At 56.8% G+C, this 23,923-nt stretch carries 25 protein-coding genes and 3 tRNA genes; 15 read left to right on the top strand and 13 right to left on the bottom strand.

What is annotated here, in order from left to right; genetic code table 11:
• Nucleotides 1-354: 354 nt before the first annotated feature.
• The gene (gene sppA, locus AC2D8O_RS10060) at nucleotides 355-2,148 is read right to left on the bottom strand and encodes a signal peptide peptidase SppA (RefSeq protein WP_484678686.1); all 1,794 of its coding nucleotides are present in this window, start codon (nucleotides 2,146-2,148) and stop codon (nucleotides 355-357) included.
• A 90-nt stretch (nucleotides 2,149-2,238) separates the two neighbouring features.
• On the opposite strand from sppA, the gene AC2D8O_RS10055 reads away from it, so the two are divergent.
• Both AC2D8O_RS10055 and AC2D8O_RS10050 read left to right on the top strand, forming a co-directional pair.
• Complete coding sequence (locus AC2D8O_RS10055) at nucleotides 2,239-2,724, top strand: thioredoxin domain-containing protein (protein WP_484678685.1); 486 nt, start codon at nucleotides 2,239-2,241, stop codon at nucleotides 2,722-2,724.
• Entirely contained in the window at nucleotides 2,721-3,113 is a 393-nt protein-coding gene (locus AC2D8O_RS10050) for a VOC family protein (RefSeq protein ID WP_484678684.1), read from the top strand. The genes AC2D8O_RS10055 and AC2D8O_RS10050 overlap by 4 nt, the downstream gene beginning before the upstream one ends.
• A gap of 30 nt (nucleotides 3,114-3,143) precedes the next feature.
• Here the strand turns inward: AC2D8O_RS10050 and AC2D8O_RS10045 are convergent, their stop codons facing one another.
• Together AC2D8O_RS10045 and ettA are read right to left on the bottom strand one after the other, a co-directional pair.
• Nucleotides 3,144-3,686: a hypothetical protein gene (locus AC2D8O_RS10045; RefSeq protein ID WP_484678683.1), complete on the bottom strand. Its 543-nt coding sequence runs from the start codon at nucleotides 3,684-3,686 to the stop codon at nucleotides 3,144-3,146.
• 200 nt (nucleotides 3,687-3,886) lie between these two features.
• On the bottom strand, nucleotides 3,887-5,548 hold the full coding sequence (gene ettA / locus AC2D8O_RS10040; protein WP_484678682.1) for an energy-dependent translational throttle protein EttA: 1,662 nt from the start codon (nucleotides 5,546-5,548) through the stop codon (nucleotides 3,887-3,889).
• A 131-nt stretch (nucleotides 5,549-5,679) separates the two neighbouring features.
• On the opposite strand from ettA, the gene AC2D8O_RS10035 reads away from it, so the two are divergent.
• Nucleotides 5,680-6,342, top strand: a complete 663-nt coding sequence (locus tag AC2D8O_RS10035) for a DUF4230 domain-containing protein (RefSeq protein WP_484678681.1) — start codon at nucleotides 5,680-5,682, stop codon at nucleotides 6,340-6,342.
• An 8-nt stretch (nucleotides 6,343-6,350) separates the two neighbouring features.
• Here the strand turns inward: AC2D8O_RS10035 and AC2D8O_RS10030 are convergent, their stop codons facing one another.
• Nucleotides 6,351-6,719 (bottom strand): TSUP family transporter, encoded by a 369-nt coding sequence (locus AC2D8O_RS10030; RefSeq protein ID WP_484678680.1) that lies wholly within the window; start codon nucleotides 6,717-6,719, stop codon nucleotides 6,351-6,353.
• Nucleotides 6,720-6,823: 104 nt separating this feature from the next.
• Here AC2D8O_RS10030 and AC2D8O_RS10025 point away from each other — a divergent pair, with 104 nt between their 5' ends.
• The 3 genes from AC2D8O_RS10025 to nuoK (AC2D8O_RS10015) are packed head-to-tail and all read left to right on the top strand — an operon-like array spanning nucleotide 6,824 to nucleotide 8,604.
• On the top strand, nucleotides 6,824-7,738 hold the full coding sequence (locus AC2D8O_RS10025; RefSeq protein ID WP_484678679.1) for a NuoI/complex I 23 kDa subunit family protein: 915 nt from the start codon (nucleotides 6,824-6,826) through the stop codon (nucleotides 7,736-7,738).
• Nucleotides 7,725-8,303 (top strand): NADH-quinone oxidoreductase subunit J family protein, encoded by a 579-nt coding sequence (locus AC2D8O_RS10020; protein ID WP_484678678.1) that lies wholly within the window; start codon nucleotides 7,725-7,727, stop codon nucleotides 8,301-8,303. The genes AC2D8O_RS10025 and AC2D8O_RS10020 overlap by 14 nt, the downstream gene beginning before the upstream one ends.
• Nucleotide 8,304: 1 nt before the next feature.
• A complete protein-coding gene (gene nuoK, locus AC2D8O_RS10015; RefSeq protein ID WP_484678677.1) occupies nucleotides 8,305-8,604 on the top strand; it encodes an NADH-quinone oxidoreductase subunit NuoK in 300 nt (99 codons plus the stop codon).
• An 8-nt stretch (nucleotides 8,605-8,612) separates the two neighbouring features.
• On the opposite strand, the gene AC2D8O_RS10010 is transcribed toward nuoK (AC2D8O_RS10015), so the two are convergent.
• The 7 genes from AC2D8O_RS10010 to AC2D8O_RS09980 form a co-directional block, all read right to left on the bottom strand.
• On the bottom strand, nucleotides 8,613-9,689 hold the full coding sequence (locus AC2D8O_RS10010) for an AI-2E family transporter (RefSeq protein ID WP_484678676.1): 1,077 nt from the start codon (nucleotides 9,687-9,689) through the stop codon (nucleotides 8,613-8,615).
• Between the two features lie 48 nt (nucleotides 9,690-9,737).
• Nucleotides 9,738-10,856, bottom strand: coding sequence for a bifunctional histidinol-phosphatase/imidazoleglycerol-phosphate dehydratase HisB (gene hisB / locus AC2D8O_RS10005; RefSeq protein WP_484678675.1), 1,119 nt, complete (start codon nucleotides 10,854-10,856; stop codon nucleotides 9,738-9,740).
• Between the two features lie 15 nt (nucleotides 10,857-10,871).
• Entirely contained in the window at nucleotides 10,872-11,921 is a 1,050-nt protein-coding gene (gene hisC / locus AC2D8O_RS10000) for a histidinol-phosphate transaminase (protein ID WP_484678674.1), read from the bottom strand.
• 5 nt (nucleotides 11,922-11,926) lie between these two features.
• The gene (gene hisD / locus AC2D8O_RS09995) at nucleotides 11,927-13,222 is read right to left on the bottom strand and encodes a histidinol dehydrogenase (RefSeq protein ID WP_484678673.1); all 1,296 of its coding nucleotides are present in this window, start codon (nucleotides 13,220-13,222) and stop codon (nucleotides 11,927-11,929) included.
• Between the two features lie 3 nt (nucleotides 13,223-13,225).
• Nucleotides 13,226-14,086, bottom strand: coding sequence for an ATP phosphoribosyltransferase (gene hisG, locus AC2D8O_RS09990; protein ID WP_484678672.1), 861 nt, complete (start codon nucleotides 14,084-14,086; stop codon nucleotides 13,226-13,228).
• 176 nt (nucleotides 14,087-14,262) lie between these two features.
• Nucleotides 14,263-14,337, bottom strand: a tRNA-Val gene (locus AC2D8O_RS09985).
• 21 nt (nucleotides 14,338-14,358) lie between these two features.
• Nucleotides 14,359-14,433: transfer RNA gene (locus AC2D8O_RS09980), tRNA-Val, on the bottom strand.
• A gap of 151 nt (nucleotides 14,434-14,584) precedes the next feature.
• On the opposite strand from AC2D8O_RS09980, the gene AC2D8O_RS09975 reads away from it, so the two are divergent.
• From AC2D8O_RS09975 to lat, 9 genes are all read left to right on the top strand, one after another.
• On the top strand, nucleotides 14,585-15,118 hold the full coding sequence (locus tag AC2D8O_RS09975; RefSeq protein WP_484678671.1) for a DinB family protein: 534 nt from the start codon (nucleotides 14,585-14,587) through the stop codon (nucleotides 15,116-15,118).
• A gap of 5 nt (nucleotides 15,119-15,123) precedes the next feature.
• Nucleotides 15,124-15,642 (top strand): MarR family winged helix-turn-helix transcriptional regulator, encoded by a 519-nt coding sequence (locus AC2D8O_RS09970; RefSeq protein ID WP_484678670.1) that lies wholly within the window; start codon nucleotides 15,124-15,126, stop codon nucleotides 15,640-15,642.
• Nucleotides 15,643-15,747: 105 nt separating this feature from the next.
• Complete coding sequence (locus tag AC2D8O_RS09965) at nucleotides 15,748-16,254, top strand: NADH-quinone oxidoreductase subunit J family protein (protein WP_484678669.1); 507 nt, start codon at nucleotides 15,748-15,750, stop codon at nucleotides 16,252-16,254.
• A gap of 22 nt (nucleotides 16,255-16,276) precedes the next feature.
• Nucleotides 16,277-16,588, top strand: a complete 312-nt coding sequence (gene nuoK, locus AC2D8O_RS09960; RefSeq protein ID WP_484678668.1) for an NADH-quinone oxidoreductase subunit NuoK — start codon at nucleotides 16,277-16,279, stop codon at nucleotides 16,586-16,588.
• A 10-nt stretch (nucleotides 16,589-16,598) separates the two neighbouring features.
• Complete coding sequence (nuoL, locus tag AC2D8O_RS09955) at nucleotides 16,599-18,539, top strand: NADH-quinone oxidoreductase subunit L (protein WP_484678667.1); 1,941 nt, start codon at nucleotides 16,599-16,601, stop codon at nucleotides 18,537-18,539.
• A gap of 64 nt (nucleotides 18,540-18,603) precedes the next feature.
• Complete coding sequence (pyrF, locus tag AC2D8O_RS09950) at nucleotides 18,604-19,398, top strand: orotidine-5'-phosphate decarboxylase (RefSeq protein ID WP_484678666.1); 795 nt, start codon at nucleotides 18,604-18,606, stop codon at nucleotides 19,396-19,398.
• 93 nt (nucleotides 19,399-19,491) lie between these two features.
• On the top strand, nucleotides 19,492-19,956 hold the full coding sequence (locus AC2D8O_RS09945; protein ID WP_484678665.1) for a T3SS (YopN, CesT) and YbjN peptide-binding chaperone 1: 465 nt from the start codon (nucleotides 19,492-19,494) through the stop codon (nucleotides 19,954-19,956).
• 164 nt (nucleotides 19,957-20,120) lie between these two features.
• Nucleotides 20,121-20,762 (top strand): O-methyltransferase, encoded by a 642-nt coding sequence (locus AC2D8O_RS09940; RefSeq protein WP_484678664.1) that lies wholly within the window; start codon nucleotides 20,121-20,123, stop codon nucleotides 20,760-20,762.
• A gap of 284 nt (nucleotides 20,763-21,046) precedes the next feature.
• Complete coding sequence (gene lat, locus AC2D8O_RS09935; RefSeq protein WP_484678663.1) at nucleotides 21,047-22,387, top strand: L-lysine 6-transaminase; 1,341 nt, start codon at nucleotides 21,047-21,049, stop codon at nucleotides 22,385-22,387.
• A 69-nt stretch (nucleotides 22,388-22,456) separates the two neighbouring features.
• On the opposite strand, the gene AC2D8O_RS09930 is transcribed toward lat, so the two are convergent.
• Nucleotides 22,457-22,543 (bottom strand) — tRNA-Ser (locus AC2D8O_RS09930).
• Between the two features lie 48 nt (nucleotides 22,544-22,591).
• Entirely contained in the window at nucleotides 22,592-23,890 is a 1,299-nt protein-coding gene (tyrS, locus tag AC2D8O_RS09925; RefSeq protein ID WP_484678662.1) for a tyrosine--tRNA ligase, read from the bottom strand.
• Nucleotides 23,891-23,923: the final 33 nt, after the last annotated feature.

Here is a 23,923-nt window from a genome sequence, read left to right as displayed (position 1 = left end):
AACACTTCTTCCCACTTCCTCCCACATCTTTCCACGGATTTAGATTTGCACACCCTGAGGCTGTCAGGCTCTCGTGGAGAACCGTGGCCGCATAGCGTCTAATTGGCAGCTGCACAGGCAAGTTAGACGCTATGTTTCTGGCTTTCAGGCGCACTTGTCCGCAGGGTATACGTGCCGCTGTTTTCCAGTTTGTGGGTAAGCCTGACGTAGGCGGGAAAGGCTGCTTGTGGGAGTGGGTGGGAGCCAGGTTATCCTCGGATTATTACGGTATGCGGCAGGTGTTACGATCTCAGACGTGGATAAAACAGAAAGCCCCACCGGAACCGGCAGGGCTTCTTCTGAATTCGAGGCCGCTTAGTGGATATGATACGTTTCCGGCATGCGGGCGTACAGGCCACGTGGGTCGTTGTAGGTGCCCATCAGGCGGCGCATCTCCAGTACTTCGGCGGGCAGTTCGGCACTGAACATGCTTTTCACGCGGCTGGAGAGATCTTCGGTCAGCTTCTGTAGGGTGGTCTTTACCGCAGGATAGCTCATGACACTGTATTCCGTGAGCTTGGCTTCTTTGGCTGCCAGTTCAATGGCTGTTTGCAGGCCGCCGAACTCATCCACCAGCTTCAGCTCCTTGGCACGGGTACCCGACCATACGCGGCCCTGCGCAATCTTGTCTACCGCAGTGCTGTCGGCAAAATTGCGGCCATTTCGCACAATGCGCACGAAGTCCCAGTAGCCCTGGTTCACGTTGTTCTGTACGAACATCTTCTCCACGTCTGTCATAGGGCGGTTGGGGTTGCCGAGGTCGGCGTAGGGGTTGGTGGTTACGCGGTCAAAGGTTACTCCCAGTTTGTCGGTGAACAGCTTTTCGGTGTTGAACCACAGGCCGAAGATGCCGATAGAGCCCGTGATGGTCATTGGTTGGGCTACAATCTTGTTGGCGCCAGCAGAGATGTAATAGCCGCCTGAGGCAGCCACATCGCCAAATGAGGCGATAACTGGCTTCTGGGCCTTGAGCAGTTCCATTTCGCGGGCAATCATGTCAGAGGCCAGTGCGCTGCCGCCGGGGCTGTTTACACGCAGTACCACCGCTTTCACTTTGTCATCGTCACGGAGGCGGCGCAGGGTTTCCACCAGCGTGGTAGAGCCAATACTCTGCTCGTCACCGCTGCCAGTGTTGATTTCGCCCTGGGCGTAGACTACGGCAATGCGGTCCGACTTGATGGGGCGCATTGCCATGGCCGACTTGGCGTAGCGTGCCACCGGCACCTTACGTAGTTTCAGGCCTTTCAGCTCGGCACTGGTGGTGTCGCCAAATACATAGGGTTTGCCGTGTGCTTTGGCTTTCAGCAGATTGAGCACTTGGTCCTCATAGGCCAGACGGTCTACCAGCTTGTGTTTCAGGGCCGATTGCGCGTCGCCGACGGCAAGGTCGGTGGCTAGCTTGCTCAGTTCGGCTGCTTCGCGCTTGCGGCTGACAGCAATATGCTCAAGCATGCGGCCCCAGATGTCTCCCAGCAGTACGGTCGACTGTTCGCGGGCGGCATCCGACATCTTCGAATTTGTAAACGTCTCGCCGTAGCTTTTGTAGGTGCCCACCTTGAAGAGCATGGGCTGTACACCCACTTTCTCAAACATGCCTTTCAGGAAGTAGGGGGTAGAAGTCAGGCCGTTCCACTCCATCAAGCCTTCGGGATACAGGAAAACGCTGTCGGCTGTAGAAGCCAGGTAGTAAGCGCCCTCAGTGTAGAGTTCGCTGTAGGAGTAGATGAACTTCCCGCTCTTCTTGAAGTCTACCAGCGCCTCACGGATGCTTTCCATCGAGGCCATGCCGCCGCCCACCATGGCAGTGTTCAGGTAGATGCCCTTGATGTTGTCATCGGTTTTGGCAGCTTCAATGGCGGCCAGAATTTCGGTGAGGCCCAGTGGCGAAGTCTCGCCCATCAGCTTCAGGAAAGGGTCGTCATAGCCGCGCTCGGCAATAGGCCGGCTCAGGTCCAGCGTCAACACCGAGTTGGGTTCTACCACCAGCGTGGGTTCTTCATCCAGGCTGCTGGCGATGCCCGCCAGAATGAACAGCCCCAGTAGAAACAGCACGGCTATTCCCAGCAGAAAGCCAAAGAATGCCGCAAATAAGGTCTTGAAAAAGCCCATAGGGTTCTGCGATCAGATGAGTTTGTATCTACAAATCTAGTGCAATTCGCTTCGGCCCCTATCTTGCGCCATTGCTATCACACTTCTTGTATGAAAAGACTGTTCTGGCTGCTTTCTGGTTGCCTGTTGCTCCTGATTTCTTCGGCTTGTTCCAAGAAATATCAATTTGTTCAGGGTTATTTCGACCGACAGGGCTTTATCGATATGGTAGCCTGGAAGAAGAAAGTGGACGACAGCTATCGCCCCATGCCCACCTATCTTGATTCTCTCAAGCGGGTAGACAGCTTTTCAGTGAAGATGTTCGTCGGCACCTGGTGCCATGACAGCAAGCGTGAGGTGCCCCGGTTCTTTGCCCTGCAACCCCACATGCCTGTGCAGAAAGTGGAAATCATCACACTGGACACTACCAAACGTGATGAGAAGGGGCTGGCGGCCAAATACAATATCCGCTTTACCCCTACTTTCGTTTTTGAGCGGAACGGCCAGGAGCTTGGGCGCTACATCGAGAAGCCCAGCCCCAAACGCACTCGTATGGAACAGAATATCTACTTGATTGCCAGCGGGAAAAAGAAATGAAACGCGTAACAGGTTTTGGCGGGGTGCTCTTCAAAGCTGAAAACCCCACGGCTCTGGCGGCTTGGTATCGCACACATCTAGGCATTGATGTCGACGACAGCTATGGTGCCATGTTCGTCTGGAAAGCCGAACCTGGCAAAGAGGTTGCTGGCCAGAGTGTCTGGTGTCCGCTGCCCGAAAGAACCAACTACCTCAACCCCAGCTCCAAACCATTTATGTTCAATTTCCGGGTCGCCGATCTGGAGGCCCTGCTCCCGGTATTGCGTGCAGAAGGGGTGCAGGTGATCGAAGAGCGGGGCATGGAGGTCAGCGAGTATGGCAAATTTGCCTGGATACTTGACCTCGAAGGCAATTGCGTCGAGTTGTGGGAGCCCGCCCCGGAATCCTGATTGCCAGGGCGGCTTCCTTCACATCTCGGCTTACAGCCAAGTCAGGCCGTAGTCGTCGTAGTCGGCCCCATTCTCAACAGCATTGATACGCTCTACACGGGGTGAAATGGCCGAGCTCTTCTCCAACAGGCCCAAAAGCAGCCCTATCTGCATTACGCCGTTGAATGTCTGCGTGCGGCGCATGACCATACGTTTGGGGTGGCTTTCCAGTATTTCCCAGCCACGGCCCTTGGGGTCCTGTATCATCACTTTGGCTACCGTCACCAGCGCGTCCATTACCTGGTGGGGCGTGGCTTTCTCCGGTATCAGGTTGTTGGCTACCATGCCCTGAAAGGCAGTTGCACCGATTCGCTTGCCCAGCAGGCGAGTGTTGGCCGGGCCTATCTCCTGCAGCACGTAGTTGCACATTTCGTTATACACCTGCATCGGCACCTTGTTGTCAAACTTTGAAAGGTCCAGCCCACTGGCCATTTCCTTCAGTTTTTCCAAGTCGGCCGGCTTGCCTTCAAACATGTTGAGTACGTCGTTTACAAACGCCGCATACAGCGTTACGCCTTCAGTTGAGTGGTCCATGGGAAGTTGGAAGTTTGATACTGCATGTTAGGCTGTTTCTTCCAGCAGACAGGGGCTGCTTTGGGGTAGGTGGTTCCCGTGTTTTTTGAGTAGGGACGCACCCGAAAACACGCACAAAAGGTGTTGAAACGCAGGCTGTTGGTGCAAACAAAAAGCCGGAATCCTGTCAGATTCCGGCTTTTCGCTTATGGGTGGGGCTATCAGTTAAGCGTGCGGTGCTTCACTGCCTTGAAGTCGGGCAGTTTGCCCTGCTTGCGGCGGAATTCCTCATACTCACTGTAGTTGCCTTCGTAGAAAATAACGCCATCGTTCTCGAACGCCAGAATGTGGGTCGACACCCGGTCCAAGAACCAGCGGTCGTGGGAAATGATGATGGCAGAGCCACCGAAGTTCTCAATGGCTTCTTCCAGCGCGCGCAGCGTGTTTACGTCAATGTCGTTGGTCGGTTCGTCAAGCAGCAGCACGTTGGAGCCGCTCTTGAGTACGCGGGCCAGGTGCAGGCGGTTGCGTTCACCACCCGACAGCGTAGACACTTTCTTGCCCTGGTCGGCACCCGTGAAGTTGAAACGGGCCACGTAGGCGCGGCCGTTCACCGAGCGGTTACCCAGCGAAATCTCCTCGTTGCCTTCGGTGATGGCGGTAAAGACGTCGTCGTTGGGGTTCAGCGAGTCGTGTCCCTGTTCCACATAGCCCAGTTTCACAGTCTCGCCAATGGTGATTTTGCCAGCATCAGGCGATTCGGTACCAATAACCATGCGGAAGAGCGTGGTTTTGCCCGCGCCGTTCGGGCCGATGACGCCCAGCACAGCCCCCTTGGGCAACATGAAGTCAACGCCGCCGTACAGCTCGCGGTCGCCCATCTTCTTCGATACGCCTTCAAACTGGATTACCTTGTCGCCGAGACGGGGACCAGACGGAATGAAAATTTCCAGTTCCTTTTCGCGGTCATTGCCCTCCTGCGAGGCCATCTTTTCGTAGTTGGCAATACGCGCCTTGCTCTTGGCATGGCGCGCCTTGGGGGCCATCCGAATCCACTCCAGTTCGCGCTCCAGTGTTTTCTGGCGCTTGCTTTCCTGCTTCTCTTCCTGCTTCAGGCGGTTCTGCTTCTGCTCCAGCCACGAAGAATAGTTGCCTTTGTAGGGGATGCCTTCGCCGCGGTCCAGTTCCAGGATCCAGCCGGCTACGTTGTCCAGGAAGTAGCGGTCGTGGGTTACGGCGATGACCGTGCCCTTGTATTCCTGCAGGTGGTGTTCCAGCCATGCGATAGACTCGGCGTCCAGGTGGTTGGTAGGTTCGTCCAGCAGCAGAATGTCCGGCGACTGAATCAGCAGGCGGCACAGGGCCACGCGGCGCTTTTCACCACCCGACAGCGGTGCGATCTTGGAATCGGGTGGGGGGCAGCGCAGGGCTTCCATGGCGCGCTCCAGCCGGGTATCCAGGTTCCAGGCATCGGCTGCGTCTATCTTGTCCTGCAGGGCGGCCTGCTTTTCAATCAGCTTGTCAAAGTCGGCATCGGGCTCGGCGAAGGCGTTGTTCACAGCTTCATATTCGTTCAGCAGCGCCTTGATCTCGGCAGCGCCTTCTTCCACCACCTCGCGTACGGTCTTGTCAGGGTCCAGCTTGGGCTCCTGCTCCAGATAGCCTACCGTGTAGCCGGGGCTCAGCTTGGCTTCCCCAATGAAGTTGGGATCTACGCCTGCCATGATGCGCAGCAGTGTCGACTTACCAGCGCCGTTCAGACCCAGTACCCCGATTTTTGCACCATAGAAATAGGACAGGTAGATGTCCTTCAGTACCTGTTTGTTCGGCGGGTGGATTTTGCCCACGCCCGCCATCGAATAGATGATTTTCTCGGCGCTCATTCCGTATGAAATAGGGTGCAAAGGTACGAAAAAGCCCTGCTGGCCCCACTACAGTTTACGGACCTTGTTGGTGGCGGCCACTTAGTCCCCACGCTTCCAGAAGCCACTGGTTACGTGTATCTTTCACGCCTATGATGCCGAAAGACATACTTAAGTGGCTGGCCATTCTGGTGGGAATCCTGACGGTGGCAGCGGTGGCGGGGTTCTTTATGCTACGCACCGGACTTGGTGGGGGGGGCTCCATCATCACTGAAACTGTCACCAGCCAGACCGTCGTGGAGCAGGTGCGTCTGGTAGGCCGTCTGGAACTGGCCCACTTCTTCCTAAAGGATGTCTTCCGTCACAAGTTTGAGGACAAAACCAAGCTCCCCTCCATGTTCGAGAGCTTCCAGCGGTTTGCTCCCAGCCGTACTGGCGAGGTGCTGCTGGTGGTGTCAGGCGAGGCTATTGGCTGTATAGACCTGGCCAAACTGGACTCCTCGGCCATTGAGGTGCTGGATACGCTGGTACGGGTGCGCCTGCCCGAGCCTGAAATCTGCACCTTCCGCATCGACCACCAGAATACCCAGGTGTTCGACGCCCAGTTCGACGACTCGTTCTTCAACCGCTTCTCCGACAAGCAGAAAGCCGAGATATTGGAATCTGCCTACCGAAAGGCCGAGCTGCAGATACGTGAAGCTGCCATCAAGCAGGGTATTCTGCTTCAAAGTTCACAGCAGGCCCGCCAGTTTCTTGAACCACTCTTCAAACGCCTGGGTTTCAAGCGTGTGGAATTCGTGCCTGTAAAGGGTTGAGGCCCGCCTCACTTACCCAGCAGCAGCTTCACCCCGACAAGAATGATGACTACTGCAAAAATCCTGCGTACGGTTTCTTCTGGTAATGACAGCGCCAGCTTCGACCCGAAGAACGACCCCGCAAAAAAGCCAATACCCATCAGCAGCGCAGTCTGAATGCTTACGTTCCCCTGGCGATAGTAGTTGAGCACACCCATGATGCCAAAAGGAAGGATGAACATCAGCAGGGAGGTGCCCTGCGCCATCTTTTGAGTGAAACCCAAAGCCAGAATCAGCGCAGGAACGATAATGACGCCGCCACCCACGCCCACCAGACCTGAAAGCGATCCAGCGGCCAGTCCAATCAATATCAGTTTCAGTATGTCTACAGTCGCCATGTGATAGGGGATTAGTGCAGCAAACTAGGAATTTCTTATCCCCTGCTGCGGTTAAGACCTCGGTGCACTGCACTATCTTTGAGCCGCTACTCATTGTTCAATACGTGACGCCCGCCTCCCGGTCATATTTTGCCAGCATTGTGCATGCCACTACCAGTACGCTGGCTGGCCTGCGCCTGACGTGGGGCCATCTGAAGCGTGGGCTGCGCGGAAAAGCAGGCCGCGAAAAGCCGCTGCACGTGATGGAAGAAGGCTACTTCCAGCAGCCGGTTGGCCCTGTCACTGTGCAGTATCCCCACCAGCAGATAGCAGTGCCCGATGTAGGCCGCTACAGGCTGTACCTGGAAACGGAAGACTGCATCGGCTGCGACCAGTGCGCCCGCATCTGCCCTGTAGACTGCATCACGATTGAGAAGATCAAAGCCGTAGACGACCTTGGCGTAACCTCCGATGGCTCGCGCAAGAAGTTCTACCTGCCCACGTTCGACATCGACATGGCGAAGTGCTGCTACTGTGGGCTCTGCACCACGGTATGCCCCACCGAGTGCCTCACCATGACCAAGCACTACGACTTCGCCGAGTATGACCGCGAGAACTTCATCTACCACTTCGGTAACCTCTCGCCCGAGTTGGCGAGGGTGAAGCAGGCCGAACTGGACAGCTTCGAAGCCGCCAAGCGTGCTGCCAAACAGGCAGCAGTCGCCGCCGAGCAGCCAGTTGTCGCCCCCGTTGTTGAGGCTGCGCCACCCGCAGGCACCAAGCTGCCACCCGGCCTCAAGCCACCTGTTGCCAAGCCAGCTACCGATGCGCCCGCTGCCGATGCCCCCAAGGCTGCTGCGCCACCCGCAGGCACCAAGCTGCCACCCGGCCTGAAGCCGCCTGTTGCCAAGCCAGCTACCGATGCGCCCGCTGCCGATGCCCCCAAGGCTGCTGCGCCACCCGCAGGCACCAAGCTGCCACCCGGCCTGAAGCCGCCTGTCTCAAAACCAGCCAAGCCCGAACCCGATGAATCTGCTTGATATCGTCTTCTGGCTCTTCTCGGCAGTGATGCTGGGCTCGGCGCTCGCGGTCGCCTTCTCGCGCAACATCGTGCGGGCGGCTTTTTGGCTTTTCCTCTGCTTCTTTGGCGTCGCGGGGCTGTTTGTCTTTGCCCTTGCCGACTTCCTCGCCGTCTCTCAGCTCATCGTCTATGTCGGGGGCATTCTCATTCTGCTGCTGTTTGGCGTCATGCTGTCCAACCGCGAACTGCCCGTCGAATCTTTGCCCGATACCATGGACACCGCCCCCCGCACAGGGCTGGTGAATAGGGTGGGCGGCCCACTGGTTGCCATTACCCTGCTGGCAGTGCTGCTGCTGGGCTATCGGCCACAGGTAAACTCCGGCGCCACCTCCCCCCCCACGGTGGTGGAGCTGGGCAAAGGGCTGCTGACCGAATGGATTCTGCCCTTCGAACTCCTCTCCATCCTGCTGTTGGCAGCACTGCTGGGTGCAGCTTTCCTCTCGCGGCGCGAAGCGTCACAACCCCGCGAGACCCTGGCCGTTACAGGCAACAACACACAGGAACCCGAAGAACCCCTGCTCTGATATGGCACAGTACTATTTCGTCCTATCCGCCATACTGTTATCCATCGGGGTGTATCTGGTGCTCACCCGCCGAAACGCGGTGGCCATCCTGTTTGGCGTTGAGCTGATGCTCAATGCCTCCAACCTCAATTTGGCTGGCTTTGCTACTTCAGCCAATAATCCGCTTGAGGGGCAGACGTTCGCTCTTTTTGTCATGGTCATTGCCGCCGCCGAGGCTGCTGTGGCATTGGCCATCGTACTCTTGGCATACGACCGCTACCGTACGGTCATTCTGGATCAGTTGAACCGCCTACGTCACTGAGACTTCCCTCAGTCTTCGTCGCGGTCATCGCCCAGTAGCACCGTCAGGGCCCGCAGATTGGGCGAAGCGGTGCTGGCAATTTTCAGTGCGGCAAGCGTAGGCAGCGACAGAATCATGCCGGGGATGCCCCAGACCATGCCGCCAAGTATCACGCCCAGCAGTGCGGCAAAAGCATTCACCCGCACATAGCGGCCAATGACAAAAGGCGCCACGAAGTTCGATTCCAGCACGTGCACACCCCAGAACACCGCCAGCACTGCCAGGAACATCCAGCCGTGCCCGGTGCTCAGCATCGCGTAGCCAGAGGTTGCAAGGGCACTCATCAGGATCCCCACATAAGGGATGATGTTGGCCAATGCGGCTACCATCGCAAAAAACAGCGCATGTGGTACGTCCAGTATCAACAGACCGGTGAACAGCAGCGTAAACACTACGCACATCACCACCAATAACCCCACAATGTACAAGCCCATCGTTTTCCGGATGCGCTCGGCCACGCCGCGCATCACAGGTGCCTGACTGCTGCCAGCCATCAGGCCGAAGGCGTTTACCAGCCGCTTGCGGTAAATGAGGATACAGAAGGCGTAAATCGGAATCAGCACCAGCACGGTAATCACATCGGTGGTGAGCAGCAGTGTGGAGCCTGCTACTGCGGCAAGCTCGTCGCCTGCTTCTGCCAGCCTATGCTGTAGGGCATCAAGGTTCTGCTGATACTTCCAGTCCAGATGTGCCTGCATCCACACGTCCAGTTCGTCCAGCAGTTTCAGGTAGTTCTCGCGCAGCAATTGATAGTCTTCCTGTAGGGCTGTTGCCTGTGTGCCCACAAAGTAGAAAACCCCAAAGCACACTGCACCTGCCAGCAGAATGCCAATTGTCACCGCCAAGGCATCGGGCACACGACGTTTGCGCAACCACCTGACCACTGGCAGCAGCAGGCATGCCAGTACGGCAGCATAGGCTACGGGCACCAGCAGACTTTTGAACTGGGTCAGCAGGTGGTAGGCCAGTGTCAGTATCAAAAGGACCAGTGCCAGACGGGCCATGCCCGGCGGAACAAGAGGGGCGGATTTGCGACGCAACTGCATGCTGTAAAACTAGCACTTGCCGCCCCTCGGTCCCACGGCTATTTCCGGCTACAGTACACCCTTGGTACTGGGCAGGTCGTCGCGTTCGGGGTCGCGGTGCACAGCCATGCGAATGGCCCGTGCCCAGCCTTTGAAGATGGCCTCGATCTTGTGGTGCTCGTTGTCGCCCTCGGCCTGTATGTTCAGGTTGCAGCGTGCGGTGTCAGAAAAGCTCTTGAAGAAGTGGAAGAACATCTCCGTGGGCATCTCGCCAATCTTCTCCCGACGGAACTCGGCCTTCCACACACACCACGGACGCCCGCCAAAATCAATGCCTACCTGTGCCAGACAGTCGTCCATTGGCAGCAGAAAGCCGTAGCGGGCTATACCGCGCTTGTTGCCCAGGGCTTTGTCAAAGCATTCGCCCAGTGCCAGCGCAGTGTCTTCGATGGTGTGGTGCTCGTCTATGTGCAGGTCACCTGCTACCTGTATGTCCAGATCCAGCCCGCCATGGCGCGCCAGCTGGTCCAGCATGTGGTCAAAAAAACCCAGCCCTGTATGGATGTTGGCCTTGCCGGTGCCATCGAGGTTCAGCCGGATGGCGATGTCGGTCTCGTTGGTTTTTCGGCGGTGTTCGGCCACTCGCGCGGGGCGCTTCAGCAGGTGGTAGATTTCCTGCCAGGTGTCCACCACCACATGTGGCGCTTCTACACCTTCCGGGCTGCTGTCAAAGCCAGTTTTAATCAGGATGCCCTTTGCCCCCAGATTGTTCGCCAGCTGTATGTCGGTCATCCGGTCGCCGATCACCCAGCTGCTGCCCAGGTCATAGCTGCCGTCCATGTACTCGGTCAGCAGCGCAGTACCGGGCTTGCGGGTGGGCAGATTCTCGTGCGGAAACGAACGGTCAATATGCTCTGCGGCAAACGCAATGCCTTCGCCTTTAAGCGTTTCCAGCATCCGGGTGTGGGCAGGCCAGAAGGTGTCTTCGGGGAACGAAGACGTGCCCAGGCCGTCCTGGTTGCTCACCATCACCAGCGTGTAGTCCAGCTCGCGGGCTATTTTGCCCAGCCAGGTGAATACACCGGGTATGTATTGGAGTTTTTCCAGCGAGTCGATCTGCCGGTCGGGCAACGGCTCCACTATCAGGGTGCCGTCGCGGTCTATAAAGAGGAGTTTTGGTTTCGACATATGTCGGGATGGGTTCTAGAAATTGGCCAGTGCTTCCAGCAGCTGGTCGTTCTCCTGCGGCGTACCGATGGAGATGCGCAGACAGCCAAGGCATTCCTGCAGTTTGCTGCGGTCGCGTACCACAATGTCCTGTTTCAGGAGATACTGATAGGCTTCATGACCGCCGGTTACGCGTACCAGCAGGAAGTTGGCGTCCGAGGGGTACACCTTTTCCACTTTGGGCAGCTTTTCCAGTTCAGCGGTCAGGCGTCGGCGTTCCGAGAGCAGAATCTTCATCAGCCCCTCTGTTACTTCTTGATACGCCAGGCCGTTCAGCGCTGCCTGCTGTGTCATCTGGTTGATGTTGTAGGGGGCCTTCACTTTGTTGAGCACCGCCACCAGTTCGGGCGAGGCAAAGGCCATGCCCAGACGGATGCCTGCCATGCCCCAGGCTTTGCTGAACGTTTGTAGGATCACCAGGTTGGGGTAATCGGCAAGGTCGGGCAGCAGCGAGCCTTCCGGCGCAAAGTCTGCATAGGCTTCATCCACTACCACAATGCCGTCCTGCCATTCGCGCAGCACACGCTCCATCACCGCCTTGGGCTGCAGGTTGCCCGTCGGGTTGTTGGGCGAGCAGAAGAATACAATCTTCGTTTCCGGCGTGATGGCCTTCAGAATCCTGTCGGCATCCGGCATGAAATCAGCATCCAGCGGCACACGAATCACCGAGACGTCCTGAATGGAGGCCCATACCTCGTACATGCCATAGGTTGGCGGCTGAATCAGAATGGCGTCCTTGCCGGGTTGGCATACACTGCGCATCAGGGCGTCGATGCACTCATCGCTGCCATTGCCCAGAAAAATCTGGCTGGGCTGCACCCCTTTGATTCGTGCCAGCTTCTCTTTCACTTCCTTCGCCAGTGGGTCAGGGTAGCGGTTATAGCCGGTGTCGTAGGGGTTTTCGTTGGCATCCAGCATGATTCGCTCCTTGCCATCGCCCGTGTCCTTGAATTCATCGCGGGCGGTGGCATAGGGCACCATTTTCTGGATGTTCGGGCGAATGATGCGGTTCAGTTCGAAGGCCATGAGTCTTAGCGGTTGAGGGCGTTGAGCCGCAAGGTTACGGCGTTTTTGTGCGCAAAAAGCTGTTCTGCATCAGCCATTCGCTCTACTACGGGGCCCAGTGCCCGCAGGCCTTCGGGCGTCAGGCGCTGGAAGGTAATCTGCTTGCAGAAGCTGTCGAGGCTCACGCCGCTGTAGGCAGTGGCAAAGCCGTTGGTGGGCAGGGTGTGGTTGGTGCCGCTGGCATAGTCGCCCACACTTTCGGGGGCCCAGTTGCCCATAAACACCGAACCGGCATTCACCACACGCTCGGCCAGCCAGTCTACATCGGCATCTTTCCCGGCCAGTATCAGGTGTTCGGGCGCATACAGGTTCGAGAGGTCTATGAGGTCTTGCAGGGTAGGCAGCACAAAAGCCCGGCTGTTGGCCAGCGCCTGCTGCGCAATCTCTTTACGGGGCAGCTTCAGCACCTGGCTGTTCACCTCGGCAACGATGCTTTCCACGCGCGCGGCGCTGTCGCTCACGAGTATCACTTGGCTGTCTGGGCCGTGCTCGGCCTGGCTCAGCAGGTCGGCAGCCACGAAGGCGGCATCAGCTCCTTCGGTTGCAATTACCAGCACCTCCGATGGCCCAGCCGGCATGTCAATGGCCGTGCCCTGCGCCGATACCAGCTGCTTGGCTGCTGTAACGTATTGGTTGCCAGGTCCAAAAATCTTGCTGGCTTTAGGGATGCTTTCCGTGCCATAGGCCAGGGCGGCTATGGCCTGGCTGCCGCCCACTTTGTACACCTCGGTCAGGCCCAGCAGATGGGCGGTATACAGGATGGCAGGGTGCAGTTTGCCGCTTTTGTCGGGCGGCGAGCAGAGCGTGATGTTGCGGCAGCCAGCCAGCACTGCCGGTACACCCAGCATCAGCAGGGTAGAGAAAAGCGGCGCCGATCCGCCAGGAATGTACAGCCCCACCGACTCGATGGCCACCTGCTTGCGGCGGCATATCACACCCGGCTGTGTCTCTACCTCCAGCCCCTTGCTGCGCTGGGCGGCATGAAACTTCTCGATGTTGGCGCGGGCAGTGCCAATGGCTTCCTTCAGCTCTGTGCTCAGTTGGCTGCCGGCTTCGGCCAGTTCGGCGGCGCTTACCTTCAGGTTTTCCAAGCGCACGCCGTCAAAGCGTTCGGTCAGTGCCAGCAGGGCTTTGTCGCCTTCCAGGCGCACCTGTTTCAGCACAGCGGACACGCGTTCTGTCAGTTCGGCCGAGGTTTCGCTGTAAGGGCGTTGCAGCAGCTGAGGCCATTCGCTACGTGCAGGGTTTACATAGGTCTGCATGGCTCAGAGGATCATTTTTTCAATGGGTACTACCAGAATCCCCTGTGCGCCAGCTTCCCGCAAGGCGGTAATGCGCTCCCAGAAGTCAGCTTCAGAGATGACGCTGTGCACAGAGCTCCAGCCGGGCTCGGCCAGCGGCAGAATGGTCGGGGCTTTCATGCCCGGAATCAGACCACAGATCTCTTCGAGCTTCTCGTTTGGTGCATTCAGCAGGATGTACTTGTGTCCGCGGCTCTTGTGCACGGCCTCTATGCGGAACATCAATTTGTCCAGCAGCGTCTGCTTTTCGGCGGTCAGGCGCTGGCTGCTTACCAGTACAGCCTGGCTGTGCAACACGGTTTCCACTTCACGCAGGCCGTTGGTCAGCAGGGTGCTGCCGGTGCTTACGATATCGAAAATGGCGTCGGCCAGCCCGATGGACGGTGCAATCTCCACCGAGCCGCTGATCTCGTGCAGTTCGGCTTCGATCCCCTTGCTGGCCAGAAACTCGCCGAGAATCTTTACATAGCTGGTGGCAATCCGTTTCCCCCGGAAGTAATCCAGCCCGCTGTATTCGGTATTCTGGCGCACGGCCAGCGACAGGCGGCACTTGCCAAAATCCAGCGTCGACACTTCTCTGACGGGCTTGGCTTTCTCCAATACCACGTTGCGGCCCAGGATGCCTACATCCGCTACGCCATCTGATACGTACTGTGGGATGTCGTCATCGCGAAGGAACAGCACTTCGGCGGGGAAGCCTGTGGCAGCCGCTTTCAGTTTGCCCGTGCCACCGGCTGGCACCTTGATGCCGCAGTCGGCCAGCAGACGCAGCGTGTCTTCACTCAGGCGCCCCGATTTCTGGATGGCAATGGTCAGGAGAGACATATCGGAAGGAATAGGATAGGGTAGACGTAAAACAAAAAAGCCCCGTGAGCATTCACGAGGCTTTTTGAAGTTAGGTGGTAGTGAGTCGTTTTCTGTGCATACCCTCACATCCAGCAAGGCTTCAAGGCCTCGAGGCTGCTGTGATGGTGATGATGAAAACGAATCATAAAGAGATGTGGGAGCTGAGGGATTCGAACCCCCGACCCTCTGCTTGTAAGGCAGATGCTCTGAACCAGCTGAGCTAAGCTCCCAAAGAGAAGTAAGAACGAAAGTGGGAGCTGAGGGATTCGAACCCCCGACCCTCTGCTTGTAAGGCAGATGCTCTGAACCAGCTGAGCTAAGCTCCCTCGTTGGCTTGCGCCGTTTTCAATGCCCAGCCGCTGTAGCGATTGGGCTTGCAAAAATAGTGGTCCATTCTTTCGTGGCAACCCCTTTGCACAAAAAAATTATTTGATAGATAGTAAGCACAATTATTATAACTGTGTTTAGTATTGCGGTATGAGCAATCCTCAAGCCATTTTTCTTCGAACCCAGGCCCTGCTGGCACGTTATCGCAAGCGGCTGGAGGGGTATTCCGAAGCCCAATTGGCCCAGAAACTGGAAGCAGAGGGCTGGACCATCGGACAGGTGTATCAGCATCTCATTGGCGCTTCACTTCACTTTCAGTTACGTCTGGCCAAGGAATGTCTGGACCCCGCGACTCCCAACGAAGGAAGCGCCAGGCTGTTTGCCCGCCTGGCGCTTCTGCTGGGCATGTTGCCACCCGTGCGAATCAAGGTGCCGCCGTCTCCGCAATACACGCCGCCGCAGCCCGAGAATAAAGCCAAACTGCTGGAAGGCCTGGCCCAATGCGAAAATGCCATGCGCGAGGTGTTGCCCCAACTCTTGGCCGCCAGGCAGACGGGTACCCGTCTGCATCCCCGCTTTTCACATCTCAATGCCCGTCAGTGGTATAAGCTCATCCCCATGCACTTTGCGCATCACGAGCGCCAACTGGCCCGTCTTGATGCACTTCTGAAGCAACAGGGCTGATTCACATGGCAGAACCAACTACACACTCCGATTCGGCGTTCGGCTTTGAGCAGCCGGGTGAGAGTCCGGGGTTTTTGCTCTGGCAGGTGAGCCAGGCCTGGCAGCGCCAGCAGACACAGGCCCTCAAGCCCTTCGGCATCACGCACACGCAGTTTGTGCTGCTGGCCGTTCTCCGCTGGATGGAAGAGAAGGGCCAAGCCCCCACTCAAGCTCGGCTGGCCGAAATGGCCGAGCTGGATGTCATGCTCGTAAGTTCGGTAATCCGACGGCTGGAGGCTGCCGGGTGGGTGGAGCGGGTCGTACACCCCGCCGACCCCCGCGCCCGCTTGCCGCGACTGACCCCCGCCGGGGCCACACTTATTGTAAAAGCAGTACCAATAGTAGAGGCTGTCGATTTCACGTTTTTTGAAGTCTTGGAACCGCAGGTAGCCTCATTCACAGGCGGTTTGTCTCAACTGGCAACCCGGCACGGCCGAAGCACACAGGCCACCCAACAACCCCCGCATCCAAAAGTGGGCAAGTAGAAATGCGCCCTTTCTTGAATGTTTGGGCGTAATCCTGCATCTTGCGGGCGATTCTGAAACCAGGGATACCCATGCCCTGTCATCAGCCTTATTAACACTGCGCCTATGTCGCTGGACAATCTACCTCTTATCCTGCTGGGCATTCTGGCCGTGGCTTCCGGTTGTGGTCTCATCTTCAGCCGTAACCCGCTGTATGCCATTCTTCTGCTGGTGCTGAACTTCTTCGCCATCGCCGGGATGTATCTCACCCTGCATGCCGAGTTCCTGTTCGCCATCCAGATCATCGTATACGCAGGGGCCATTATGGTGCTCTTCCTGTTTGTGGTCATGCTCCTCAATCTGGACGAAAGCCACATGGAACCCTTCCGGTGGGACAGCAGGCGCTTGGGCGCAATGACGTTGGGACTTGTTCTGCTGGGCCAACTCCTGTACGCCCTCAACAAGGGCCTGCCGGCGCTCAATGGCTCAAACAGCCCAAATTTTGCCTATGGCAAGGTTGAGGCCATCGGGCGCGAGCTGATGACCAGCTATGTGTTCCCTTTTGAAATGATTTCCGTGGTGCTGCTGGCGGCCCTTATCGGCGCAGTAGTCATTGCCAAACGCCACAACTGAACCCTCCAGCACAGCTGACCTTATGGCAAATACCCAGACGCTCTACCTGTACCTCGCCATCAGTGCCGCCATCTTCGTCATCGGCCTGATTGGGGTGCTCACCCGCCGTAACGCCATCATCGTGTTTGCCTGCGTCGAGCTTATGCTCAACGCGGTAAACCTCTCGCTGGTTACGTTCTCCCGCATGTACGACAATGCTTCGGGCACCATGCTCGTGTTCTTTGTCATGTGCGTGGCCGCCGCCGAGGCAGTCGTTGGCCTGGCCATCATCATTGCCCTGTTCCGCAACCGGCAGGACATCAATATCAACGAGGTAAACATCTTCAAGTGGTAATCTGCGACTCATGGATCTGAACGCGCTAATCATACTCTTGCCATTGCTGGGTGCAGTGGTAATTGGCCTGGGCGGCTTCCTGTCGCAGGGCTTCCGGCAGCAGGAAAAACTAATTGGGACCATCGCTACCCTTGCGGTGTTCATCCCCTTCATCCTCGTCTGCTCTATATACTTCTCTTACAACGGCACTCCGGTAACGTTCTCCATCCTTCCCTGGATGCAGACGCAGAACCTGTCGCTCGACTTCGGCTACAAGCTCGACGAACTGTCCCTCCTCATGGGCATGATCGTCACAGGCGTAGGCTCGGTGATCCACCTCTATTCGTCCAGCTACATGCATGGCGATAAGGGGTACTACAAGTTCTTCCTCTACCTCAACCTGTTCATCTTTGCGATGAACAACCTCATTCTGGGCGATAACCTCATCGTTACGTTCCTGGGGTGGGAGGGTGTAGGTGCATGCTCTTACTTCCTCATCGGCTTCTGGTATACCGATATGGAGAAGGCCAAAGCCGCACAGAAAGCCTTCGTGGCCAACCGTGTGGGCGACTTCGCCTTTCTCGTGGCCATTTTCATCATCTTCGCAACCGTCGGTTCGCTGAAGTACGATGCCATCCTGGCTTCTTCTGCCTTCACTGGCGATATCGCTTTCTGGGTAACCCTGCTGGTATTCATCGCTGCAACTGGCAAGAGCGCTCAGATTCCTCTGTATGTGTGGCTGCCAGACGCTATGGCCGGCCCAACCCCTGTATCGGCGCTTATCCACGCCGCTACCATGGTTACCAGCGGTATTTATCTAATCTCTCGCCTCAGCATCATTTATCTTCAGGCGCCAGCCGTAATGATGGTGGTGTGCGTGATAGGTGGTCTCACGGCCATCATGGCGGCACTTATCGCCATTGCTCAGAACGACATCAAGAAGGTGCTGGCTTACTCCACCGTTTCGCAGCTGGGCTTCATGTTCATGGCCCTGGGTGCTGGTGCATTCTCCACCGCCATCTTCCACGTAATGACGCACGCCTTCTTCAAGGCCTGCCTCTTCCTCGGTAGCGGTTCGGTCATTCACGCCATGGAGCATGCCCATGCGGCCCACGACCCACAGGACATCCGTACCATGGGTGGTCTCAAAAAGTACATGCCTTCCACGTTCTGGACATTCGCCATTTCCACGCTGGCAATTGCGGGTATACCGGGCCTGTCGGGCTTCTTCTCCAAAGACGAAATCCTGGGCAAGGTTTTCGCCAATGGCCATGAGTCTACCCTGTATTACATGGTCTACGGCATTGGCATGTTCACCGCCCTGCTGACGGCCTTTTATATGACCCGTCTCACCTACCTGACCTTCCTGGGCCAGGAGCGCTACGAGAACCACGATCACCATCCACACGAGTCGTCGCCTGCCATGACCATTCCCCTGTGGATACTCGCAGTGCTGGCTATCTTCGGTGGATACGTAGGCATTCCTGAGGTTATCGGCCACGGACACTACAACTTCATCACCAACAGCTGGCTGGCCCGCGAAGGTGGCCCCATCGTCAACCGTGTTGTACACGCCGACGTAGCCACCGAGTGGATGCTCATTGGTGTTTCCATCCTCATCGCCTTCCTGGGCGTTGGTATTGCCTACCGTCTCTACAGCCGTTTCGACCTCGCTGGCGACAACAAGGTGAAAGGGCTCTTCGGGGGCATGTACCGCACGCTTGAGAACAAGTTCTATGTAGACGAACTGTACAACCGCATGATCATCCGTCCCTTCGTTTGGGTTTCTGAACACGCAGTTGTACCCTTCGACCGGAAAGTCATCGACGGCATAGTGGATGGTACCGGTGCTGTACTGGCTGTTACTGGCGAACGCCTCCGCCGCTTCCAGACAGGTCTCGTACAGAACTACGCTCTTCTCATGGCCATTGGCATTATTGCCCTGCTGGCCTACATGATGTTGCCGCTCTGATGTAACGCTGAATGTTTCAAACGGCCTGCCTAGCAGGCCGTTTTCATATAACCCGCTTTAGCCCATGACACCCCAACAGCTCTCTTCGCTGGTTCATTCACGCCGGTCCATGCTCTGCGTTGGTATCGATCCTGACAGCGCCAAAATGCCCGCAGGCGTCGGGGTGAGAGAGTTCTGCCAGCGAATCATTGAGGCCACTGCCGATCTGGCTGTTGCTTACAAGGTCAACTTCGCTTTCTTCGAGGCATTGGGGCCCCGGGGGTGGGATTTGCTCGCCGAGGTAGCGGCGCTGCTGCCAACTGATACGCTCCGCATTGCGGATGCCAAGCGCGGCGACATTGGCAACACCTCTACCATGTATGCCACTGCCGTTTTTGATGCGTTGCCTTTTGATGCCATCACGGTTAGTCCCTACATGGGCTCAGACTCTGTTACGCCTTTCCTGCAACAGGAAGGCAAGTGGGTGTTTCTGCTGGCACTTACCAGCAATCCTGGTGCAGCCGACTTCCAGTTCCTCCCGCAGGCCGACGGCAAGCCCCTCTATCGGCATGTTGTGCGTACCAGTCAGCAGTGGGCCTCCAAGGGTCATTTGGGCTTCGTGACAGGCGCCACCCAGGCTTCGCACCTGGCCGACATACGGCAGGACGCTCCCCATGCTTGGTTTCTTGTACCAGGTGTGGGCGCTCAGGGCGGCGATCTGGAGGCGGTGTGCCGGGCAGCTGCTACTCCCGATGGCGGACTTCTCATCAATGCCAGCCGCTCCATTCTTTACGCCTCCAGCAACTCTGCTACCTATCCCGAAGCTGCAAGAGTGGCTGCACAGGAGATGGCTACCGCATCAGGGGCGTTTTTGCGTTGAGCAGCCCTTTTTTAACTATTGGCCGATTTAAACATCCCGAAAAACCTGTAATATCGGCCTACGACCTTCTGCAACCTATCTACTGTCTGTTACATGGAAAATCTGGATGCCTACTACCAGATCATTGAAGACTCAATTCGCCGTCTGGAGCTTGACCCTGAGTCTTGTCGGGGCGAGCAGCGTGGGCAGTGGAACCTGGCACAGGGCTCCGCATCAGTCTGGATTGACCTCTGGCATATTGAGCGACAGGGCCGCGCTTATTATCAGGTGATGAGCCCGGTAATGCGTGTGCCTAACACGGCCAGTCGGCTGGCCCTTTTCGAAGAATTGCTTCTGCTGAATGATAAGCTTTTCGGAGTAGCATTTTCGCTGTACAAGGACCTTGTTTGGCTTAAAACCATTCGCGAGGCCCGTGGAATGGATGTGGAAGAAGCCCTCAATATCCTCGCGCGCATCGCTACGTATGCCGATATGTACGACGATTACCTAATTGACAAGTACGGCGGTCTGCCCCCAGGTTCAGAACCTGTAGAAGCCCCCGTGCCCATGCAGGAGTAATGACACGCGTATTCCGTCTCTTCGCCCTCCTCGTTTTCAGAACTGGCGAGTGGCTGAAATGGCGATGGCGAAAAAAGACAAGACACGGGGTGCATTCCCCTTTCGTCTTTCAGTTGATCGAGCAGGTCCTCCGACCGCAGGGATTCCCAGGCAGTGATACTCTGTTGGCAGTCTACAGGCACTGGAAGGCTTCGGGTCAACCCATACGTATTGTCGACTACGGCGCAGGCTACGACGCTGACGGACAGCGGGAACGCACAGTTCCATTGGGCCGTATCGCCAGTTCTTCCGCACGTACCCCGGCCGATGGTGCCCGGCTGGCGCGGCTGTTGGCTTTTCTGAAACCCATGCGCGTGCTCGAGTTCGGTTCCAATATTGGCGTGGGTACATGCTGGTTGGCTTTAGGGGCGCCAGCGGCTGATATTCAAACGGTTGAAGGAAGCCCCGAGTTGGCGGCCATTGCCCGGCAAACGGCCCAGCAGGTAACAGGCGACGCCCGGATTGCTTTTCATACCGGTACTTTCCAGCAGTTTCTGGATACGCCTGCTGCGCAAGGGCCGTGGGATTTTGTCCTCCTAGATGGGCACCATACTTCGGCTGCTACGCTGGCTTACTGGCAGGCCCTTAAGCCCCACCTCATACCAGGCGCATGCGTGCAGGTGGATGATATCCGCTGGTCGCCCGATATGCTCCAGGCCTGGCACTCCCTCCTTGCCGACCCCGACGTTACCGTCTCCATTGATCTCTTTGATGCTGGCCTGCTGTTCTTCCGCCGACCACAGGCCGCCGAGCATTTCAGCCTCTAGGAATTTTGCAGAGCCCTGCATATACTTGCACTACAGGCTACTCCTGTCTAGCTCCTACCGATGGTAGCCGCAGTCATACATAAGCTGTCGCACCTCCTGTTCTACCTCGACCTTTCTGGTCGGCTGGAATCGGTATTCTAAGCCCGCTGGCGCTTAGCCCTCCCTGTATTGTCTTTTGTTGTTGTGTGCCACACGCTATGTGTGTGCGTGTATTACCCACGTATATGGGTAGCCCCTCGCCGTATCTGTTTGTACTGTCGACCATACTCCCTTTTGCTATAGCCATGAGCGCAACCATCGCACCCTCAGAAGTAGACAAGATTCTGAAAAAGCACATCCTCAAGGATGGTATGGATCTTGTCATGGACCTCGAGAAGAGTCAGGGCATCTATGTCTACGACTCCAAGCACGACCGCAAGCTGCTCGATTTCTTCACCTGCTTCGCTACCATTCCGGTGGGGTACAATCACCCCAAGATGATGGAGGACAAGGAGTTCCAGAAGAACCTGCTGCAGGCGGCTCTGGTCAACCCTTCCAACTCCGATATCTACACCACCCAGTACGCACAGTTCCTCGACACCTTCGCTCGTGTAGCCAAGCGCGACTGGTTCAAGTACGCCTTTTTCATCTCGGGCGGTGCACTGGCCGTAGAGAACGCCCTGAAGGTGGCAATGGACTGGAAGGTGCAGAAGAACTTCAAGAAGGGCTATCGTCACGAGAAGGGCACCAAAGTGCTGCACTTCCAGGAGGCTTTCCACGGGCGTAGCGGCTACACCATGTCGCTCACGAACACCGACCCCGCCAAGATCCGCTACTTCGCCAAGTTTAACGACTGGCCCCGCGTCCTGAACCCCAAGATTCATTTCCCCTACACCGACGCCAATCACGACGATCTGATCCAGCGCGAGCAGCTGGCAATCAACCAGATCAAGATGGCGTTTCAGGAGCACAAGGACGAAATCTGTGCCATCATCATCGAGCCCATCCAGGCCGAGGGTGGCGACAACCACTTCCGCAAGGAGTTCATGGTTACCCTTCGCCAACTCTGCGATGAAAATGAGGCCCTGCTCATTTTCGACGAAGTGCAGGTAGGCGTTGGCTGCACAGGCAAGTTCTGGGCACACGAGCACTTTGGCCCTGAAGCCCGGCCCGATATCGTGGCCTTCGCCAAGAAGATGCAGATCAGCGGTATTCTCGCTGGGCCCCGTATCGACGAAGTCGAAACCAACTGTTTCACAGTTCCCTCGCGTATCAACAGCACATGGGGAGGCAGCCTGGTTGACATGGTCCGCGCCGAGAAAATCCTCAGCATCATTGCGGAGGACAATCTCGTGGAGAATGCCGCAGTGGTTGGCGAGTACTTCCTGGGCAAGCTTCATGAGGTAGCACAGAAGTTTCCGCAGGTGACCAACGTCCGTGGCCGTGGCCTCATCATCGCGTTCGACCTGCCCACCACGCAGCATCGCAATGCCTTCATCGACCGCGGTCTCGAGGCTTATAACACCATGTTCCTTGGCTGTGGCCCCCGTAGCATCCGCTTCCGTCCAGGCCTCATCATCTCCAAGGCCGACATCGATCTGGGTATTTCCATCATCGAGAAAACGCTCGCTGATATCACGAAGTAAGTAGGGAACCGATCAACCCCCTTACAACAGAAACGGCTGGTCTTAGACCAGCCGTTTTCTTTTTGGTTGCGGAAAGGGAGGGATTCGAACCCTCGATACGTTTTAGCGTATACCCGCTTTCCAGGCGAGCCCGTTCAACCACTCTGGCACCTTTCCGTGCGTTGGGGCTGCAAACTTAGCAACTTTCCCTTGAACGCAAAAATATCAGATGGCTTCCACAACGTGGTAGTTCCGTTTACCTTTCTGGAACAGCAGATAGCGCCCCGCAATAAGGGCGGCATCATTCACCACCAGCTTCTCATCAGCCACTTTTTCCTTGTTCAGGCGCAGGCCACCACCCTGAATCATCTTTCGGGCTTCCCCCTTTGAAGAAAAGGCTTGCGCTTCCACCAGTAGGTCGAGTAGGGGAGCGCCTTCTTCCAGGCGTGTTTTCGCAAACTGGCCAGTGGGCACACCGTCAAACAGGTCGGCTACTGCTTCTGGGCCCATTTGCTCCAGCATGGCTACCGGAGCATTGCCAAACAGCACTTCGCTGGCCGCTTCTGCCTGTCGCAGTCCTTCGGTTCCATGCACGCGGGCAGTAAGCTCCTCTGCGATGAAACGCTGCGGAATACGCGCCTCTGGCTTCGCTTTGCCCTCATTCAGAGCCGCTTCCATGGCTTCCCTGCTCTGTAGGCTGAACACCTTCACCAGCTTTTCCACGTCGGCATCACCTGTGTTCAGCAGATACTGGTAAAACTTGTAGGGAGAGGTCCGCTTGGGGTCTAGCCAGATATTGGCGCCACCCTCGCTCTTGCCAAACTTGGTGCCATCGGCCTTGGTAAGCAGTGGGCCTGTGATGGCTTCCGCATCGCTACCGGCTTCGCCCAACATCCTGCGAATCAGCTCAGTACCCGCTGTGATGTTCCCCCATTGGTCCGACCCTCCCATCTGCAGTTTGCAGTTCCGGTGCTTGTACAGGTGCACAAAGTCGTAGGCCTGAAGCAGTTGGTAGGAAAACTCTGTGAAGGAGAGGCCAAATTCCAGACGCTTCTGTACGGAGTCTTTCGACATCATGTAGTTCACAGACAGATGTTTGCCTACATCGCGCAGGAACTCTATGAACGACATGGGGCCAATCCAGTCATAGTTGTTCACTACCTCTGCCCGGTTGGGGATGTCGCCAAAGTCCAGCATGGCTTCCAGTTGCCGCTGAATACCAGCCAGATTGGCTTGCAGTTCGTCGGTAGTCAGCAGCTTGCGCTCTGCCGATTTGCCCGTAGGGTCGCCTACCATTCCAGTGGCCCCGCCTACCAGTGCAAGTGGTTTATGTCCAGCGCGTTGGGCATGTATCAGCAGCATTGCGGTTGCCAGGCTGCCAATGTGAAGCGAATCCGCTGTCGGGTCAAAACCAACGTAACATGTAACACATTCTTTTTTAACTAGTTCCTCTGCGCCTGGGGTGGCGTCATAATACATGCCCCGCCAGCGCAGTTCTTCTACCAGATTAAACTTGGGTGTCATAGTCTGGCAAAGTTCCGCTTTAATAGCTTTCTA

Source organism: Pontibacter sp. T17 (assembly GCF_057219875.1).
This window is presented reverse-complemented; position numbering and strand designations above follow the sequence as displayed.